Annotated in this window: 16 protein-coding genes; 7 read left to right on the forward strand and 9 right to left on the reverse strand. The window is 72.3% G+C overall.

Going from position 1 to position 17,991, the window contains the following annotated elements:
- The 4 genes from ABTZ99_RS07390 (at nt 1) to ABTZ99_RS07405 (ending at nt 4,030) form a co-directional block, all read left to right on the forward strand.
- Nucleotides 1-2,130 (forward strand): transglycosylase domain-containing protein, encoded by a 2,130-nt coding sequence (locus ABTZ99_RS07390; RefSeq protein WP_499609063.1) that lies wholly within the window; start codon nt 1-3, stop codon nt 2,128-2,130.
- Nucleotides 2,131-2,230: 100 nt separating this feature from the next.
- Nucleotides 2,231-2,932 (forward strand): TetR/AcrR family transcriptional regulator, encoded by a 702-nt coding sequence (locus ABTZ99_RS07395; RefSeq protein ID WP_499609066.1) that lies wholly within the window; start codon nt 2,231-2,233, stop codon nt 2,930-2,932.
- 125 nt (nt 2,933-3,057) lie between these two features.
- Nucleotides 3,058-3,825 (forward strand): helix-turn-helix transcriptional regulator, encoded by a 768-nt coding sequence (locus ABTZ99_RS07400; RefSeq protein ID WP_499609069.1) that lies wholly within the window; start codon nt 3,058-3,060, stop codon nt 3,823-3,825.
- Between the two features lie 37 nt (nt 3,826-3,862).
- Entirely contained in the window at nt 3,863-4,030 is a 168-nt protein-coding gene (locus tag ABTZ99_RS07405; protein ID WP_498778104.1) for a hypothetical protein, read from the forward strand.
- 94 nt (nt 4,031-4,124) lie between these two features.
- Here the strand turns inward: ABTZ99_RS07405 and ABTZ99_RS07410 are convergent, their stop codons facing one another.
- Genes ABTZ99_RS07410 through ABTZ99_RS07420 form a run of 3 tightly spaced genes read right to left on the reverse strand, consistent with a single transcriptional unit; the run spans nt 4,125 to nt 6,602 of the window.
- Complete coding sequence (locus tag ABTZ99_RS07410; RefSeq protein WP_499609072.1) at nt 4,125-5,312, reverse strand: low temperature requirement protein A; 1,188 nt, start codon at nt 5,310-5,312, stop codon at nt 4,125-4,127.
- A 36-nt stretch (nt 5,313-5,348) separates the two neighbouring features.
- Nucleotides 5,349-6,194, reverse strand: coding sequence for an alpha/beta hydrolase (locus ABTZ99_RS07415; protein WP_499609371.1), 846 nt, complete (start codon nt 6,192-6,194; stop codon nt 5,349-5,351).
- An 18-nt stretch (nt 6,195-6,212) separates the two neighbouring features.
- Nucleotides 6,213-6,602, reverse strand: a complete 390-nt coding sequence (locus ABTZ99_RS07420; RefSeq protein ID WP_498778100.1) for a winged helix-turn-helix transcriptional regulator — start codon at nt 6,600-6,602, stop codon at nt 6,213-6,215.
- Nucleotides 6,603-6,725: 123 nt separating this feature from the next.
- On the opposite strand from ABTZ99_RS07420, the gene ABTZ99_RS07425 reads away from it, so the two are divergent.
- Complete coding sequence (locus ABTZ99_RS07425) at nt 6,726-7,544, forward strand: MBL fold metallo-hydrolase (protein WP_499609076.1); 819 nt, start codon at nt 6,726-6,728, stop codon at nt 7,542-7,544.
- 52 nt (nt 7,545-7,596) lie between these two features.
- Here ABTZ99_RS07425 and ABTZ99_RS07430 read toward each other — a convergent pair whose 3' ends face one another.
- Nucleotides 7,597-8,526, reverse strand: a complete 930-nt coding sequence (locus ABTZ99_RS07430; protein WP_499609079.1) for a DMT family transporter — start codon at nt 8,524-8,526, stop codon at nt 7,597-7,599.
- Nucleotides 8,523-9,773, reverse strand: a complete 1,251-nt coding sequence (locus tag ABTZ99_RS07435) for an MFS transporter (protein ID WP_499609082.1) — start codon at nt 9,771-9,773, stop codon at nt 8,523-8,525. Before ABTZ99_RS07435 ends, ABTZ99_RS07430 begins: the two co-directional genes overlap by 4 nt.
- 58 nt (nt 9,774-9,831) lie before the next feature.
- Here ABTZ99_RS07435 and ABTZ99_RS07440 point away from each other — a divergent pair, with 58 nt between their 5' ends.
- The gene (locus ABTZ99_RS07440; RefSeq protein ID WP_499609085.1) at nt 9,832-10,818 is read left to right on the forward strand and encodes a DUF5937 family protein; all 987 of its coding nucleotides are present in this window, start codon (nt 9,832-9,834) and stop codon (nt 10,816-10,818) included.
- A 30-nt stretch (nt 10,819-10,848) separates the two neighbouring features.
- Here ABTZ99_RS07440 and ABTZ99_RS07445 read toward each other — a convergent pair whose 3' ends face one another.
- Together ABTZ99_RS07445 and ABTZ99_RS07450 are read right to left on the reverse strand one after the other, a co-directional pair.
- Nucleotides 10,849-11,421 (reverse strand): hypothetical protein, encoded by a 573-nt coding sequence (locus ABTZ99_RS07445; protein WP_499609088.1) that lies wholly within the window; start codon nt 11,419-11,421, stop codon nt 10,849-10,851.
- A gap of 395 nt (nt 11,422-11,816) precedes the next feature.
- Nucleotides 11,817-12,650, reverse strand: coding sequence for a hypothetical protein (locus ABTZ99_RS07450; RefSeq protein ID WP_499609091.1), 834 nt, complete (start codon nt 12,648-12,650; stop codon nt 11,817-11,819).
- 249 nt (nt 12,651-12,899) lie between these two features.
- Here ABTZ99_RS07450 and ABTZ99_RS07455 point away from each other — a divergent pair, with 249 nt between their 5' ends.
- Nucleotides 12,900-13,715 (forward strand): alpha/beta fold hydrolase, encoded by an 816-nt coding sequence (locus ABTZ99_RS07455; protein WP_499609093.1) that lies wholly within the window; start codon nt 12,900-12,902, stop codon nt 13,713-13,715.
- Between the two features lie 133 nt (nt 13,716-13,848).
- On the opposite strand, the gene ABTZ99_RS07460 is transcribed toward ABTZ99_RS07455, so the two are convergent.
- Both ABTZ99_RS07460 and ABTZ99_RS07465 read right to left on the reverse strand, forming a co-directional pair.
- Nucleotides 13,849-14,742, reverse strand: a complete 894-nt coding sequence (locus tag ABTZ99_RS07460) for a DUF6801 domain-containing protein (protein WP_499609095.1) — start codon at nt 14,740-14,742, stop codon at nt 13,849-13,851.
- Nucleotides 14,743-14,842: 100 nt separating this feature from the next.
- The gene (locus ABTZ99_RS07465) at nt 14,843-17,539 is read right to left on the reverse strand and encodes a hypothetical protein (RefSeq protein ID WP_499609097.1); all 2,697 of its coding nucleotides are present in this window, start codon (nt 17,537-17,539) and stop codon (nt 14,843-14,845) included.
- Between the last annotated feature and the right edge of the window lie 452 nt (nt 17,540-17,991).

Raw genomic sequence — 17,991 nt, forward strand, 5'->3', positions numbered from 1 at the left:
ATGCGAACCGCATGCTTCGCGAAGCTCCTCGGCCTCTGCCTGGTGGCCGGGTTGCTGCTCGCCGGGATGGCGATCCCGGTCGTCGGCGTGATCGGCATCGCGTCGAACCTGATGAGCGACTACGTCGCGGCGATGTCGGTCACCATGGTCGGCTCGCCGCCGCCGCTGATGACCACCATTACCGACAAGGACGGCGTGCCGTTCGCGTACCTCTACGACCAGTACCGCGTGCTCACGCCGCCGGACAAGGTCGCGCAGGTCATGAAGGACGCGCTGGTGTCCGCCGAGGACCGCCGGTTCTACGAGCACCACGGCGTCGACTGGCTGGCCACCGCGCGGGCGGCGCTGAAGAACGGGGCCACGGGCACCATCTCCCAGGGCGCGTCGACGATCACGCAGCAGTACGTGAAGAACCACCTCGTGCACGTGCTCGCCCGGAACGACGTCGCCGGGCAGAAGGAGGCCCAAGAGCAGACGATCGCCCGCAAGCTGCGCGAGGCGCGCATCGCGATGCACGTGGAATCGCAGCTGAGCAAGGACGAGATCCTGTCGCGGTACCTGGACGTGGTGCCGTTCGGCGGCACGATCTACGGCATCGCGGCGGCGTCCCAGGCCTACTTCGACACCACACCTGACCTGTTGACGGTGCCGCAGGCGGCGATGCTCGCCGGGATGGTGAACAGCCCGACGTTCCTCGACCCTGAAGCCCGGCCGGACAGGGCGATCGAGCGGCGGAACCTGGTCATCGACCTGATGCTGGAGAACGCCAAGCTGTCCCCGGAACAAGCCCAGGCGCACAAGCGCGCGCCGCTGGGGCTGAGCACCCCCGTGCGGCCCCTGCCCACCGGGTGCGTCGGGGCCGGGCCGGAGTTCGGGTTCTACTGCTCGTACGTGCTGGACTACCTGACCGACAACGGCTACACGCTCAACGAGCTGAAGGTCGGCGGCTACACCGTCCAAACCCCGATGGACCGGGCGCTCACGATCCAGGCCAAGCAGGCGGCCGAGGCGCAGGTGCCGAAGCCGACGCCGGGCATCGCGAACACCGCGGCGGTCGTGCGGCCGGGCAAGGAGCGGCACGAGGTGGTGGCGCTGGCGGCCAACCGCGACTACGGGCTCGACCAAGCCCGGTTCCAGACGCAGTTCGACCTGCCCAGCGGGGTCGAGAACAAGTTCGGCGCGGGGTCGGTCTACAAGGTGTTCACCGCCGCGGCGGCCTTGGAGCACGGGTACGGGATCGAGAGCGTCGTCGAGTCGCCGACGTCCTACACCTCGCACGTGTTCTTCGGCGGCGCGCCGGGGTGCCCGGGGACCGGCGAGCCGTCCGCGCACTGGTACTGCCTGAGCAACTTCGACGGCAGCTACCCGCCCCGGATGACGTTGAAGGAGGCGTTGGCGACCTCGCCCAACACGGCGTTCGTGATCCTGGAGGAGAAGACCGGGTTGGACGCGGTGGTCGACATGGCGCACCGGCTCGGGATGCGGGACACGATGGCGACCAACATCGCGGGCGTGCCACCGGACCGGACGTCGAAGCAGAAGGACCTGCGCGTCTCGCAGACGGAGTTCTTCAAGAAGTCCCGGAACGCCTCGTTCACGTTGAGCCCCGCGCCGACGAGCACGCTGGAGCTGGCGAACGTCGCCGCGACGATCATCTCGGGCGGGACGTGGTGCCGGCCCTCTCCGATCAGCCGGATCCTCGACCGGCACGGCACGCCCGTGGAGTTCCGCGAGGCGCCGTGCGAGCAGGTGGTGGAAGAGGCGTTGGCGAACGCGTTGGCCGTCGGGTTGAGCGAGGACGACCGGAACCGGGGCACGGCCGCCGCGGCCGCGAAGCAGTTCGGGTGGACGCGGCCGATGCTGGGCAAGACCGGCACCACGGAGCAGTACAAGTCCGCGGCGTTCCTCGGCGCCACCCCGGACTACGCGGGCGCCGTGCAGGTCTTCAACGACAGCACTTCGCCCAGCGGCATCTGCATCGGCGCCGGGCCGCCCCGGTTGTGCGGGGAGGGCGACATCTTCGGCGGCACCCTGCCCGCGCGCACGTGGTTCGACTTCATGACCAAGGCCCACGTCGGCCTGCCGGTGAAACCCATGCCGCCGGTGGAGCCGCGCTACCTCAGGCCCTGAAGGCGCCCGATCTGCTTCGGGCGTCGGCGGTACGGCCACGGGATCCGACATCGGGTGAACCGTTGCCGTCGACCACCGTCGTCGTGGATACGCTGCCGGGATGGCGGAAGGCGGTCGGCGGGGCGCGGGTGTGGACGGCAGGACTGCCCGGTGGGCCGGGCACCGGGACAAACGCCGTGCGGAGATCGTGGACGCGGCCCTGGCGGCCATCGTCGAGCACGGTCCGTGGGTGTCCACCGAGCGGATCGCGGACCGGGCCGGTGTCTCCCGGCCTCAGCTGTACCGGCACTTCGCCGACGCCGACGAGTTGCACGACGCGGTCGCGGGCCGGGTCGCGGAGCTGTTCGCCGAGGAGATCCTGCCCGGCCTGGTCCGGCCGAGCGGCACCGCCCGCGAGGTGATCGGCCAGGTGGTGGGGACGTTCGTGTCCTGGATGGTGTGCAACGCCTCGCTGTACGACTACATGGTGGTGCGCGCCACGGGGCTCGCGCCCGGTCGCGGTGGGCGTGCGGCCGACCTGCGCGCGCAGGTCGCCGACCGGCTGCGCGAGCTGCTCGGCGGGTACCTGCGGCTGCTCGGCGCGGACCCGGCGCGCGCGGACCTCGTGGCCTTCGGGGTCGCCGGGCTGGTGGAGTCGACGACGGTGCGGTGGTTGGCCGTGCCCGGCGCGATCGACGAGGCGCAGCTGGTGCGGCGGCTGTCGGCCGCGGTGTGGGCGCTGGTCGACGACGAGCTGCGGGACGCCGGCGTCGAGCTCGACCCGGACGTCCCGCTGCCGGAGCTGCCCGAAGGTCCGGCTTGAGTCCTCCTGCCACATCGTGCACGTTGTGCGACACGCCGCTGCGCTGAGTAGCCGACGGTGGGGATGACTGATACGGTGCTGTACCTGTTACATCACTGTCGGTGTAGTTGTGGGTCCGCTGCCCGGTGACGCCGGCACCGCGGTCGTGGTGGCGGGAAGGGCTGGTGGTCGACTTGGCCGAGCCGGTGGATCGAGCTGTCGGGCCCCGGTCGCCCTCCGGCGTCGGGCCCGGGGTGGTGGGTGTCGCGGCCGTCGTTGCCACGCCGCTGGTCCGTGAAGGGCTGCACGCCGTGATCCGACGGGCCGGGCTGCGCTGGCTGGGGGCCGTCGCCACGCGGGGTGAAGCCCTCCGGTGCCTGCGCCACGTGCGCCCGGACGTGGTCCTCGTCGACAGCGCCGTCGACCCGAGTGGCGCGCTGATCGCCGAGCTCGCCGGTCCCGGCCGGGTGCCGGTGGTGCTCGGGCTGCTGAACGGCGAGCGCCCCGCACCGGACGTGGTCCGCCTCGGACGAGCGGCCGGTGCGCACGGCGTCGTGCCCTTGGGCGCCGGTCCTTCCGACCTCGTGGCGCTGATCCTGAGGGCTCACCGGAGCCGCCGTCCGGCGCTCGTGCCCGCTGCTCCCGTCCGTGCTCGCGGCGTCACGGTCGAGGCGCTGCCGGCCGGTGGCGTGGCTCGCGGGGGCGTCGAGAGGTTGTCGCCGCGGCAGCGCGAGGTGCTGGAGATGATCGCGGCCGGTATGACGTCGGTGGAGATCGCGGACGCGCTCGTGGTGTCGGTCGAGACGGTCCGCACCCACGTGAAGGGCGTGCTGCGCCGGCTCGGCGCCAAGGACCGCGCGCACGCGATCACGCTCGCCTACCGCACGGGCCTGTTCCTGCCGAGATGCGGATGACGGCGCACGAATCCATCCACTGTGGAGCAGGGGCGGGGTGGTCGTGGTGATGGACCTCAAGCCGTGGCAGCACCAGCTGCCGGACGAGGATCGCTCGCAGTTCCTGCACCGCGTGACGCACTCGTGCTACCGCTGCGGCCACTGGGACAACGACCTCGAAGCGTTGGCGGAGCACGAAGACCGGTGCGGGGGCGGCGCGCCGTGACCGTGGCCGACGCGACCGGACCGCTCGGGGGAAGCGGTGCCGGATCGGCGTCGGGTGCGTTGTCACCGCCGTCGAGGGTCGGGTGACGGGAACCTCACGAGGCCGTTCGGTCCGCGGATCGCAGTTCGTCGTGCACGCAGACCGCCCCGACGAGCAAGGTGGCGAGGGCGAGCGCCCAGAGCGGGGGCAGGGTGGCGAGGAGGGCGCCGGACGCGAGGAGCACGCCGGGGCCCACCCACCTCAGGGGCGGGATGCCGCCGCCGGTGCGTGCGATCGTCAGCGCCGATGCCAGAAGGGTGCAGCCGAGTCCGACGCCGAGTGCCCAGCCGCCGAGCGGCCCGAGGTGGTCGTCGCTGAGGTGCGCCATGGCCTGTTCGAGCCCGAGCGCGGTGAGGATGATGCCGGCGATCAGCGGGAAGTGGAGGTAGGTGAAGACCTCGGAGGCCAGCCGGGAGCGGTCGTGGCCGTGGCGGGACTCCAGGGCGTGTTCGAGGTGCTCGAACCTGCGGTGGAAGTACTGCCACCACAGCGCGATGGCGATGGTGATGGCCAGGACGCCTCCGGTGACGACGGCCCAGTCGAGCGGTCGGTTCGCCACGCCGACGCCGACGGCGATGATGGATTCGCCGAGCGCCAGGATGACGACCAGGCCGTGGCGTTCGGCGAAGTGGGCGGCCGACTGCACGATCCACCCGCCACCGCGCGCACCCACGTAGATGGCGGCGAAGTCGTACGCGACCGCGGCGAGCCAGATCCACGTCTGCCACGGCTCCCCGATCGCGGCGCCGACGGCGAGGATGGCCACGGTCGGGGCGACGGAGGTCGCGCCGGTGAGGACGACGCGACGCCGCAGCACCTTGTCGCCGGCCGCGGCGGCCAGGTAGACCGCCAGGTGGGCGCAGCGCACGACGGCGTAGCAGAACACCAGCATGGCTGCTGCCGGGACACCGCCGGGCACCTCGTGGAACGCCTCCGGGATGGTCAGGCAGGCGACGAACATCGCGACCATCGCCACCACGAAGGCGGCCCGGAGCAGACCGCGGTTCGCGCGCGCCTGGTTCGCCAGCCACGCGTAGGAGGACCACGCCCACCAGAGCAGTGACACGACGATGAACCCCTGGAGGAGGGAGCGGGGCGGGTCGCCGTGGGTGATCATTCCGGTGACCTGGGTGAACGCGAACACGAAGACGAGGTCGAAGAACAGTTCCAGCGTGGTGACCCGGTCGCCCTCGCTGCCTGTGGTGACGCGGAGACGTGGCCGCGGGGACGGCGAGATGGACACAACTCTCCTCGGGTGTGGAATGGACGGTGGCGCCGGTCAGCCCAGGTGTTCGTGGAACCACGCCGCGGCCGACTCGACGGCCGGTTCGACGCAGCGAGGCTGGTCGTAGAGGTCGATGTGGTTGGTGGTGTCGATCCACACCAGGTCCGACGGCTCGCCCAGCCGGTCGAAGATCCCCCGGGCGCCCTCGGGCGAGCAGTACTCGTCGCGGGTTCCGTGGATGATCCGCACCGGCGTGGGTGAGACGAAGTCCGCGCCGATGGCCGCGTCCAGCGTCAGCAGCGTGTGGATCGAGGCGGTCGTGACCTCGTTGCGCCAGGTCGGCGCCGACCCGCGGCTGGTGCCGTAGTACTCGTACGGCTCGGGTCCGGGCATGGCCGCGGGTCCGTCCGGGGACACCGCGGGCATGACGTCGGCGCCGCTCGCGAGCAGGTCGGCGAGCTTCGAGCGGTACGCCCGACGCCCGAAACCGGCCTGCATGGCCTGAGGGCTGTTGTACGCGCCCGCGACCGTGACCAACGCCTGGACCCGGCCGTCGAAGGCCGCCGCCTTCAACGCGTACCCGGCGCCCAGGCAGATCCCGACCAGACCGACCTCGGTGACGTCGGGGTGCCCGTGGAGGAATCCGACGGCGGTCTGCAGGTCGGTGAGCTTGCCGCCCGCGTCCTCGTGCTGGCGGTTGGTCCCACCGCTGGCGCCGAAGTTGCGGTGGTCGAACGTCAAGGTCGTGATGCCGCGCTCGCTCAGCCCTTCGGCGTAGGTGGCGACGACCTGCTCCTTCACGCCGGTGAACGGTCCGGTCAACGCCACGGCCCGCCGTGGTCCGGCGCCGCGCCCGGGTCGCAGCACGGCCGCCAGGTCGATGCCGTCGGGGGTGCGCATGGTCACGTGCTGCAACGTCTACTCCTGCTGTGGTCGTGAAGGGAGGAAGCCGTCCGGGAGGCTGGTGGTGAGGACCTCCCCGCCGTGTCCGTCCACATAGCGCAGTCCCCACCGGCACATCGCGGCCACCAGCGGCTCCAGGGCCGCGCGTTCCGCCTCTTCGACGGAGTACTCCACCCTCGGTGGCACCTGGTCGAACACCGTCCGCCGCACGAGACCCGAGGCTTCGAGCTCGCGCAGCTGCTGGGTGAGCATCTTGTGGGACACCTGCGGGATGAGGCGGGTCAGCTCACCATGGCGACACGGCCGTTGCAGCAGGTAGAAGCAGACGATCAGCTTCCACTTCCCGCCCAGGTGCCGCAGTGGCACGTCCACCGGGCACACGTACGGGGGCTCCGGTTCGGACATGGCTCCCTCCACGGGTGCAATTGAATGCCATACCGGTCCTGAGAGCCAGTACGCACTTTTCGGTGCCCAGGCACTGGGAAGTGCCTACTGGTGCGCCGCGACGGTCCGGGACACCCTCTCGGCATGATGATCTCAAACCGCACCCCGGTCATCGAGCGGGTGGAGGGCCGCACCATGGCGGTGAACTCCTACCTCGTCGAAGGCCCCGACGGCGTGGTGGTCGTCGACGCGCAGTTGACCGTCGACGACGCCGCCAGGGTCCGCGCGGCCGTCGACCGCGGCGGCCGCCCGCTGGCCGGCGTGCTGATCACGCACCCCCATCCCGACCACTACGCGGGGCTGGCGGCGATCACGGAGGGTCTCGACGTCCCCATCGTCAGCACGGCCGCGGTGGACCAGGTCATCCGGCGTGACGACGCGCTCAAGAACCAGGTCGTGGGGCCGATGATGGGCGACCAGTGGCCCGCGCAACGGCCGTTCCCGAACCGGATCGTCCACCACGGCGAGTCGGTCGAGCTGGGCGGTCTCACGTTCACCGTGCGGGACCTGGGCGCGGGCGAGTCGCACGCCGACGCCATCTGGGCGCTGGACGACGTCACGCTCTTCACCGGCGACGTCGTCTACAACGACATGCACGCCTTCCTCGCCGACGGCCACCACGGTTCCTGGATCGAGCAGCTCGACGAGCTCCACCGGACCCTGCCCGACGACGTCGTGCTCCACGTCGGACACGGCGCCCCGGGCGGCAAGGAGCTGTTCGTCGAGCAGCGCCGCTACGTCGAGGCGTTCGTCGACGCGGTCCGGGCCACCGCCGACCGCGACGAGGAGTCGCGTACCAAGGAGGTCACCGCCGCCATGCACCGTCTCGTTCCCCACGACAAGCTCCTCTTCCTCATGCAGCTCAGCATCGAGCCGGTGTTGACGGCGATTCGCGGGGAGTGACGCACTCCGGGCTCGGGAGGACACCGGCGACCGGCATCGACGGTCCCGACGTTCAGGCGTTCCGACCGACTCGGTGTCCGCGGTCCGGAGGGTGGTCCTCAGTGGTCGGTCGGGACCGGCGGGCTTCCGGCCGCTGCACCAGGTACGCCGCGGCGGCGATCAGCACCACCCCCGCGAGGGCGAGCGCGTGTGCTGATTCGCCGCCGAGGAGCACGCCCACGAGGAGGGCCACCACCGGCACGGCGTAGGTGACGACCGATGCCCGGGTGGGGTCGAGGGTCCCGGCGAGCCAGGCGAACAGCGCGAAGCACGCGGCGGTGCTGACGCCGCCGAGCAGCACCAGTGCCAGGATCCCGTGCGGAACGGGCTGGGCGTCGAGGAGGTCCGGCAGCCCGACCGGTGCGAGCAGCAGGGTCGCGATGATCATGGAGCGCCAGATCACCGGCAGGGCTCCGTGCTCGCGCTGGAGCCGACCGGTGATGTTGAACGCCACGCCGTAGACGGCGACGGCCATGAGGACCAGCACCACGCCCAACGGTGCTCCGGTGCCCTGGGCGGCGCCGGGCAGTCCGATCGCGGCGACCCCGAGAACGCCGAGGAGCAGGCCGAGCAGCCGTTGCCGACCGGGTGCCGTCCTGGTGAGCACGGCGGCGACGATCGCGGTGAACACCGGCGCTGAACCGTTGATCATCCCCGCGGTCGCCGAACTGACACCCCGTTCGGCCAGCGCGAACAACACCATGGGAACGGCCATCCACGTCACCGCGAGCGCGCCGAGCCCCGGCCAGGCGCGCAGCGGCACCCGTTGCCTGGCCGCCGGGATCATGCCCAGGACGACGGCGCCGAGGGCGACCCGGCCGAACGCGACCCCGTACGCGTCGGTCACCAGCAGCGACTCGCGGATCAGCAGGAACGAGCACCCCCAGCCGAGGCTCACCGCGATCATCGCCGCGATCGTCGACCACCGCGTCCTGATCGTCACCGCGCACCATCCAACGTGGACATGCGGCGCAGCGGTGACAACGCGATCGGTACCCACACCAGGCCGAGCGCGGCCGAGGCCACGATGAGGGCGGCACGGTTGTCGGCCGCTGTCGCGACCGTGCCGGCCGTGGCCGCGCCGACCGCGACGGCGGCGGTGAAGAGGACCCTCATCGTGCCGTTCACCCGGCCCAGCAGGGCGGAGGGGGTGACGGCCTGGCGGAAGCTCATCATGACGACGGCGTCGAAGCCGATCTTGTAGATGATCAGCGCCCAGGCGGCCGCGGCGACGTGGCCGGGAACCGGGTCTCCCGTGAGCGGCAGCACCGCGGCGGCGGGAGCGACGAGCAGGCCGATCACGAAGACCGAGCGACCGGCGCCGAACCGGCCGGCGACCTTGTTCGCCGTCACGGCTCCCAGCAAGCCGCCGATTCCCCCGGCGCCGAGGTAGGTCCCGAGCTGCGACTCGGACCAGCCGAGGTCCACCAGTGCGCGCACGGGCAGGACCGCCGTGAACGCGGCGCTGCCGAAGTTGACCAGGCACCCGGCGCCGAGGACGGCGAGGAGCACGGGCTGCCGCCGGACGAACCGGACACCGTCACGGATGTCGGCCAGGAGCCGCTGCCGGGGCGCGTCGGCGGGACGGACGGGCTCCGGGGTGCGCAGCCGCGAGAGCCACACCGCGGACCACGCGTAACCGACCGCGGTCGCGGCGAGGACGGCGGACGGCGTGAGCACCCCCGCGACCCAGCCCGCCAGCGGGGGCGCGCAGATCAGGGCGGTCTGGGTGAGGGTCGCCAGCCTGCCGTTGGTCCTCACCAACCGGTCTGCCGGAACGAGGTCCTTGAGGTGGCTTTGGGTGCCGAGGTCGAAGAACACCGTCGCGACCCCGTTCACCAGCACCACCACCCAGAGGAGGAGGAACGTCAGCGAACCGAGCCACTCCGCGATGGGCACCGTGGCCAGGGTCACCGCCCGAACGACGTCCGCGGTGATCATCACCGGTCGACGTCGGACGCGGTCGAGCCAGGCGCCCACGGGCAGGCCCAGGAGCATGAAGGGCACGGCGACGGTGGCCGACAGCAGCGCGGTGCCGCGGGCGTCGGCGGACAGCGACGCGACCGCCGTCAGCGGGACCGCCGCGACCCCGAGTTGCGCGCCCCACAAGGCAACGCCGGAGGCGACGAGGTAACGGCCGCGATCCCGAGCCGACTCGGCGGTGTCGGGCGGTCGCACGTGCGTGGTCATGGCGGCAGCGTCGACGACGCCGGGCACGGGGGCATCGGATTCACGTTAGAGTGAATCCATGTGGGAGGTGCGCATCCGGCTCGACGCCGCGGACCTCAGCCGGCTGCGCTGGGCGATCTCACCCGCCTGGGAACTCCTCGCCAGCCTGCGGGTCCTCGGACGGCCGGGCACGCACGCGATCCACATGCCCTGGTTGTCCCGACACCGGGACGACCCCGTCCTCGCCCACCCCCGCCACCAGGGGCTCAGGGACCTCGCCTGCCGGCACCCGGGCCACCTGCCGGGGTTCCTCGCGCCGACGCCCGACTCACCGCTCGCGGACATCGACGACGAGCTGGCGGTCGTCCTGGCCACGCCGGTCGACGTCGTGCGCCGCGAAGTGCGCGGCACGCATCCCGATGGAGTCCCGCCATCGCTGGTCCCGTTGATCACGGCGCCGCGGCGGGAACTGCGCGGTCTGGTGGCCGACTTGCGCGCGTACTGGTCGCGGACCATCGAGCCGAGGTGGCCCGCGATCCGGGGGATCCTCGAACGCGACATCCACCAGCGGGCACTGTCCACTGCCGACCAGGGTCCTGGCGCCGTGCTCAACGGACTGCACCCGGATATCCGCTGGGACCCCACGAGCGACACGCTGTCGGTAGGCAACCGCACCACCGAAGTCGCCTACCCCGACCGCGTCCTCACCGGCCGCGGCCTCGTCCTGGTCCCCTCGGCGTTCGCCTGGCCCCGGGTCTACGTCAAGACCGCCGAGCCCTGGACCCCCGTGGTCAGGTATCCCGCGCGCGGTGTCGGAGCCCTCTGGGAACCGGAGGAGACCAGCCACGACCTCGCGGCCGTCCTGGGAACCGCCCGCGCCCGGCTCCTGGCGCTGCTGGACGTGCCGTCGACGACCGACCAACTGGCACGGTCCCTCACCCTCGCGCCCGGCGGGGTGTCGGTCCACCTCCACCGACTGGTCGCCGCCGGACTCGCCTCGAAGGCCCGCGCCGGCCGCGAGGTCTACTACGCCCGCACCGCGCGCGGCGACAACCTCATGCGTTGACGTCGAGTGCTGGCCGGCGGCCTGTTCCCGTCAGGTGCCGGACGACACGCCCAGTTCGCCCGTGAGCACGGCGAGCTGCGCCTCCGACGCGAGCACGTAGACCTGGTCGGCACCGGGCGAAGTGGACAGCAGGTGGAACTTCCGCTGCACGTCACCGGCCGGCCGCAGGTCGTTGATCGACTCGTAGATCGACAGGGTGTCGAGGTACTCGCCGTGGTCGTCGATGCTCCAGGACACCGGTTGGCCGTTGCGGGTGAAGGTCAGCAGCCAGTCGCCCGCGGCGTCCTCGTCGTCCTGCTCGGTCAGCTCGACGTCCTCGACGACCACCGACCCACCGGAGCACGCGGCCGCGGCGGTCAGGACCTCCTCGTAGGCATCCACCAGATCGGGGCCGTCGAGGCCGACGTCATCGGTGTGCACGTTCACCGCGGTACCCAGCTCGACCAGCGCCGCCGCCCGCTCGTCGATCGGGAGTTCCCCGTCCGGGTCGCGCCACTCCGCGACGGCCGACAGGGCCTCGGCCACCCGCGCCTCGGTCACCATCCCGAGTTCGACGAGCCGGCCCGCGAAACGCCGGTAGGTAACGACTTGTGTTGACGTCATGGGAAAAGTAAACACCAGCCGGGATCGCGCGCAGGCCGTGGTCCCTTCGATCCGGAAGCGGGCGCTCACATGTTCTCGGCACCGGCCTTGATCGCGTCACGGATGCGGGAGTAGGCGCCGCAGCGGCGGATGTTGCGGATGCCGTCGAGGTCGGCGTCGGTGATCCTGCGACCTTCCGCCGCGGCAGCGCATCCCGACCGTCCGCGAGGTCGTGGAACGCGTCGTGGCCGAAGCCTCGGAGCTGATCACGGGGAGGCTGGCCGCCCTGCCTCGGACCGGTCGCGCTCGGGTCGACGTTCAATCGCGGCATCGTGTTGCCGGGCAACGGGTTGATCGTGTCGGACGGTCCGCTGCACTTGCGTCAACGGCAGCGGGGGCAGGTCGAGAACCGGAGTTCAGGCTTCGACGGTCTCGCTGACGGGTGTCGCGTCCGCGGTGAACTGGACGGCCGGCCAGTAGCCGTCGAGGTAGTAGCTCTCGGTGGTGTCCACGAAGTGGATCTCGAAGTCGCCCGAGCGGTACACGACCAGTTCGGCGGGCACCAGTTCGGTCAGGAACCGCGCCTTCGCGCCCTCGGGCTCGCTGCCGTCGGAGCTCTTGTCCCAGAGGAACTCGAGGCCGTCGCGGCTGACGCGGTCGAACTCCGCCAGCAGGTCGCGGACGTGGGGGAGCAGTTCGGCGACCTTCTCCGGCCCGGCGCCGTCGAAGGTGACCGACAGGTCCAGGTCCCCGGCGACGACCTGCGCTTGGCCCAGCCGCACGATCTCCTCGACCCCCGGCCCGTCCAGACCCCGGTCGGTCGTCACCGCGTCGACCGCCTCCGACCAGTCCCGGACCGGGATCAGGTGCGTGGCGAGGAAGACTTCTTCCAGTTGCTCGTGGTAACGCGGGTTGTGCTCCTCGTCGAGGAGCTTGCGCTCTTCGACGAACTGGCGGGGCGTGCCGTGCGCCGTGCGGCCGTCGACGGCGGTCAGCGTGAAGTGCTCGTGGTCGTGCCGGATGCCGCTGATCCGGAAGGACGCGGGCACCTCGATCCGGTTGACGCTGCTCCCACCGCCTTCCCGGACGATGGCGAGCGTCGTGCTCTGCGTGCCGTCGGCGCCGACCTGGACCAGGAACACGCTCGCCAGGTCGGGCGCGACACAGACGATGCCGTCCGGCCCGGCCGCAGCCCTCAGTTCGCGGTCGTCACCGCTCAACGCCGACGCGAAGCTCTCGAATCCGGGCACAGGGCGGAAGGTTATCGCCGGCGCGGGTCGGCCGTGCACACCGGGCCGCGTCCCGTGACCGCGGTGTGCACCAGCCGGCCGACGTCGGTGACCGCGGCACCGACGCTGTGGCAGTCGGGCGATCACGGATGTCGCGGTGGCGGTCGTCGGTGGCATCACCCATGGCGCGTGCTTGGACCTCCAGGTCCCTGGCACGCGTCCGGTCGTGCCTGGTCCGGAGCCCGCGAAGCGGTGGGTTAGGGTCCGGTCGTGCCGACTTTCCGCGCCGCCGACGCAGCCGAGCTCCACTACGACGAGTGGGGTGAGGGCAGGACGCTCGTCGTCCTGCCGGGTGGTGCGGGACGGCACCCGGAGTACCTCGGCGACCTGGCGGGGTTGCCCGGTCGGCTCGTGGTGCACCACTTCCGCGGGTCCGGGAAGTCGGCGTCCGCGGCGACGGTGTCGTTCTGGGAGCAGGCCCGCGACCTGGAGGACCTGCGCGCCCACCTCGGGTTGGAACGTCTGGACCTGGTGGCGCACTCGGCGGGCACCCGCGTGGCGGTCGCGTACGCCGCCCAGTACCCGGACCGGGTGGCGAGCATGTTGTTGATCACGCCTCCGGTGGCCTATCTGACCGACACGCCGTCGGACGGCGAGGAGCTCGTCGCGCACCGCCTCGGCGACCCGGTGTTCGACGCGGCGGCGCGGGCCACCCGCGAGGGCCCGTGGAGCGAGGAACAGAGCGACTTCGAGCGGTGGCAGGCGCTGACGGCGCCGGCGGGGTACGCGGCGTGGACCGAGCGGGAGCAGGCCCATGCCCGCGTCGGCCACACCGTGCTGGCGACGGTCCGGGCGTTCCTCGCCGTGACCGTGCCCGAGGACCTGCCGCGGCGCCTGTCGGAGGTGGCCGCGCCCGTGCGGGTGATCGCCGGCGCCCAGGACTTCCTGACGGGCCTGGCCCCCGTGGTCGCCGCCGCGAGGTTGTTCCCGAAGGGCGAGGTGGTGGTGATCGACGACTGCGGCCACTACCCGTGGGTGGAGCGGCCGGACGCCTTCCGCGAGGCGGCGGACGCGTTCGTCCTCTGACGCTGCCGGCGGCACGGGTGACGGGTTCGCGGACGAACGCCTGCCGCACTCGCCGTCGGTCGGCGGGCACACCGGTCGTGGCACCGGGGTCCGCCGACGTGGCGGACCCCGGTGATCGGCGCGGTCGCGCGGGTCAGGCCGGCGGGAGGGTGAAGATCAGGCCCTGGCTCTTGGGCGAACGGCTGCCCCGCACGTCGGTGGTGGCGACTTTCGCCCGGTGCTGGCGGTCGGGGGTCAGGCCGGTCAGCGTCACCTGCTTCTCCGTGACCATGCCGGTGTGGCCTCCGTCCAGGTACACCTCGTAGCCCAGGGTCGGGTTCCACCAGGGAGAGGCTTCCCAGGCCAGCGTCACGGACGTCGGGGTCGTCGAGACCACCCGCAGCCCGGTCGGGCGCAGCGGCCGGTCGAAGACGGCGAACTGCGACAACACGGTGCCCAGCAGGTCGTTCTGCGCCGGGTCGTGCGAGCAGGACGCGGTGACGGTGCCGAGGGGCGTGCCGTCGGCGCGTTCGGGGCGCAAGGTCAGCGCCAGGTCGTCCACGTGCAGGTCGTAGTAGCCCGCCGTGCTCAGCGACTGCACGGGGAAGGCGCCTCTGGCCCGCAGCGCGGCCGTTCGGACGTCGGTCACCCACGTGGGCGCGAAGGTGACCGGGGCCTGGGTGGTCCGGGTCCCGTCCGGGCCGGTGATCGTCGCGTCGAGCACCGCGGTGCTGTCGCCGTCCACGCGCACCCCGCCGGCCAACGCGATCACCGGGCGCAGCTCACGCAGGTCGAGGTCCACGTCGATGTAGGCGGGTTCGTGGCGGGCGACGCTGTTGGGGCCCGCGCCGTCGTCGGGCAGGCCGCCGACGACCCACACGGTCACCTGGGCGGTCGGGCCGAGGGAGGTCGTGCAGGTGTAGTCCAGTCGCACCGCGGTCGTCTCCGCCGACGCGGGCCCCGCGGCCCCCGTCAGCGCCCCGGCCGCCACCAGGACCGAGATCAGGGATAAGGCGGTGACGCGGGATGGTCTCCAAGTCGTGCGCAAGTTCGGTGTCCTCTCGGTGTTCACTCGCCCGCGGCCAGTGGTCCGCGGGCGACCTGGATGGGTGTCGACCATGCATCGGGTCGACGACGGCGCCCGTCGGTCACGGCCCGGCTGGCGTGCTGTCGGTGACCGCGCCGGTGACCGACGCGGTGGAGGAGAACAACGAGAGGTCCAACAGGATCCGCTCGACCGGCTCGGCCTCCGCGTCGGTCACCGTCGGCACGGTCAGCAGCGCGCTCAGCTCACCGCGCGGGAAAGCGGCGATCGGCTGCACTCGGGTGGTCGACAACGGCCGCGAGGGCAGCGGCTCCTCGAAGGTGACGTTGCGGCGGAACCACAGCTCGTCGACGTCCGTGGTGGACAGCTCGACCCCCTCCGGGGCGGCCGGCCGAGCCGGGACCGTGATGATCCGGTCGACCGGCGCGGACAGCGTCACCCGCCAGGTCAAGGTGCCGCCCTCGGCGACCACGTCGGTGACGGGGGTGGCGGTGAAGGTCGGCGCCGGGTCGTCGTTCGACACCGTCAGCCGGTCCGCGTAACGGCCGACGACCGCGCCCCGCACCGCCTTGACCAGCACCGTGCGCCTCGCGTCCAGGTTCCAGCGGGTGTTGCCGGTGACCTGCACCGGGACCTCGAGCTCGCCCTCGCCCGGCTCGACCGCCACCAACCGCTCGGTGTAGGCGTTGTCGCCCTCGTTCTGGACGAACACCCGCACCGCCCCCGCGCCGCTCCCGGTGACGGAGACCGGGAACCGGACGGTCTGCACGCCCGAGTCGCGCTCCACGACGGTCAACGCGCCCACGTCGACGCGCGGCAGCGCGACCGGCCGCGGGTCGGGCAGGCCGGGGGCGTACCCGTGGGCGTCGATGAGCCACGCCTGCCCGGAACCGCCGTGCGGCACGAGCTCCAGCCCGGTGACGCGACGCAGGTCGATCCCCCGCGCCGGCAGCGGCACCCGGAGCTCCTGCGCCCAGCGGGCGGAGATCCGCGCGGTGGCGGGGAGCCCGTCCAGCGTCACCGACCCCAGCACCGCCCGGCGCCCGGCCGCGTCCGTGAGGGCCACGTCGAAGCGGGTGGTCGCGCTGTTCGGCGGCACGGCCACCCTCAGCGCCAGCTGCCGTGACCCCGCCAGGGACACCGGCGCGCCGGGGCGCACGGTCGCGGCCTGCCCGTCGGCGGTCCACCCCAGCGCCACGGCGGACCGCCCCGACTCGGGCACGATGCGGTTGAACCGGGCGAAGTGCGGCGACGGACGGGTCTCGACCGGGTCGACGCACGCCGTGGCCGGGTCCGCCGAGACCTGCGCGCACACCCGGGCCGAGCCGCTCGCCGAGGTCGCCTCGTCGGGCACGACGAACGGGGTGCGGGCGCCGCCGACGGCGTGGGCGAGCACGCGCGCCGGGTCGGCCGAGGGAGCGCGGACGCCCGAACCGTCCAGCAGCGGCAGCACCCGCCGGTCGCCCGTGACGAACAGGCGCGCGGCCGCGGCGATGTAGGTCGCGGCGGCGGTCTGCTGCTGCTCCGGCGTGAGCCGGGTGGGCGTTCCCGGCGAGCACACCGGGTCCTCGGGCGGGGAGCGGAAGTCGTCGTTGGCCGGGGCTTCGGCCTGACCGGGCGTCCACTCGGTGTTGAAGTAGTTGTGGTTGGCGCCGACGAAGTACAGCGCGCTGTGCAGCGCGGCCCCTCTGCTCACCCCGCGGGTGGCGTCCACGAACAGCTGACCCTGGAGGTCGGCGACGTCGCCGTCGCAGCCCGGCAGGATCGTCACCGACGGCACGTCCGGCGCCGGGTTGTGCGCGAAGACCGTCGGACCGATCAGCAGGTTGCCCTTGATCGTCCAGCGCACCGGGCCGTCGTGGCCGCTGCCCGGGGCCGGCGGGGAGAGGCTGTCGACCGCGGCCCGGTTGACGCCCTCACCGCCGCGGGAGTGCCCGACCAGGACGACCTTGTCCAGGTCGGCGACCGGCGCGGCGCGGACCACGTCGGGCGCGGAGGCCCGGCCGGCGCCCGCCCAGTCCGCCCACCGCGCCAGGTGCGCGCGCACCAGCGCGGACCGCGCGCCCGCGCCCTGTTCCAGGTCCAGGTCCTCGTGGGCGTTGACGGAGTTGGCCGACACGGACACCGTCACGTAGCCCTGCGAGGCCAGCAGCCGCTGCGCTTGCAGGTAGCCCCGGTGGCTCGGCACCGGCTTGGCGGGCGCCGGGCAGGGCCACGCCAGCACCATCTCGGTGCCGTTGTAGCAGGTGATGTGCCTGCCGTGCAGGAACAGCGCCAGCGGGCGGCGGCCCGGCGCGTCGACCGGCGCGACGACCACGGCCGCCAGCTCCAGCGGCGCCGCGTAGCCGGGCATGGTGATCGGGTCCAGCTCGTACTCGCCGGTGGAGGTGGCGAACGGGCCGGGCCTGCCGGGATCGCTGTCCCCTGCGGGCAAGGGCGCGGGTGACGCCGCGACCGCCTCGGCCGACGGGGGAGTGGGCTCTTCGACGTCCAGACGGGTGCCCGACAGCCGCACCTGGAGCGTGTCGACGTCCTCGACCTCCGCCGCGTCCAGGGAGTAGGTGCGCAGGTCCGCGGACGGTCGCGGCAGCCCCAGCAGCCGGTCGCCGTCCCAGAACTCGACCGCCGCGCCACCGGGCGGGATCGGGGAGGTCGCCGTCCACGTCAGCCCGGTGCCGGTGATCGCCCACCCCGGCCGCGGCGGCGAGTCCGGCGCTTGTCGGGCGTGGGCCGTCGCCGTGACCGGTGCGGCGAGGGCCGCCGCCACCAGGGCGGGTAACAGCAGTTTCGCCAAGCGCATGTGGCCCCCTCGGATCGACCGGTAGTCGATCAGTCCTAGCAGCGCCCGGCACCGTGCCACAAGCATTGTCGAAACACTTTCGTGCTATTGGTCGCGATTCTTCCCGAAAGTACCTCCGGTGCGCCGTACAGCCCAACGGCCAGTGCCGTTCGGCGGCGCGGGAGCCGGTCTGCCCCCGCCGGACGGCGCACATTCCCGGTCGCGGCCGGGCGGCGTGTAATGGATAACTGATTCTTCCGTCTCGCTTTCGCGGAATTGTCTACATGAATTGCACTGCGGGGTTCGCGCCCAGGTCGACGCCGTAGTTCTTCGCCTTGTCGGGCGGTCGTCGCGACCGCCTCCCGGAGGTTCGCGACCGGAATCATCCGCTGACCGCGAGCGCTGAAATATTCAACCCGATGTGGATTGAGTTCCATTTTTCCCGGTGACGTCGCCATAACGGACTCGCCTTC

This window comes from Actinosynnema sp. NPDC002837, from assembly GCF_040295345.1.
In the GTDB taxonomy this organism is placed as follows: domain Bacteria; phylum Actinomycetota; class Actinomycetes; order Mycobacteriales; family Pseudonocardiaceae; genus Actinosynnema.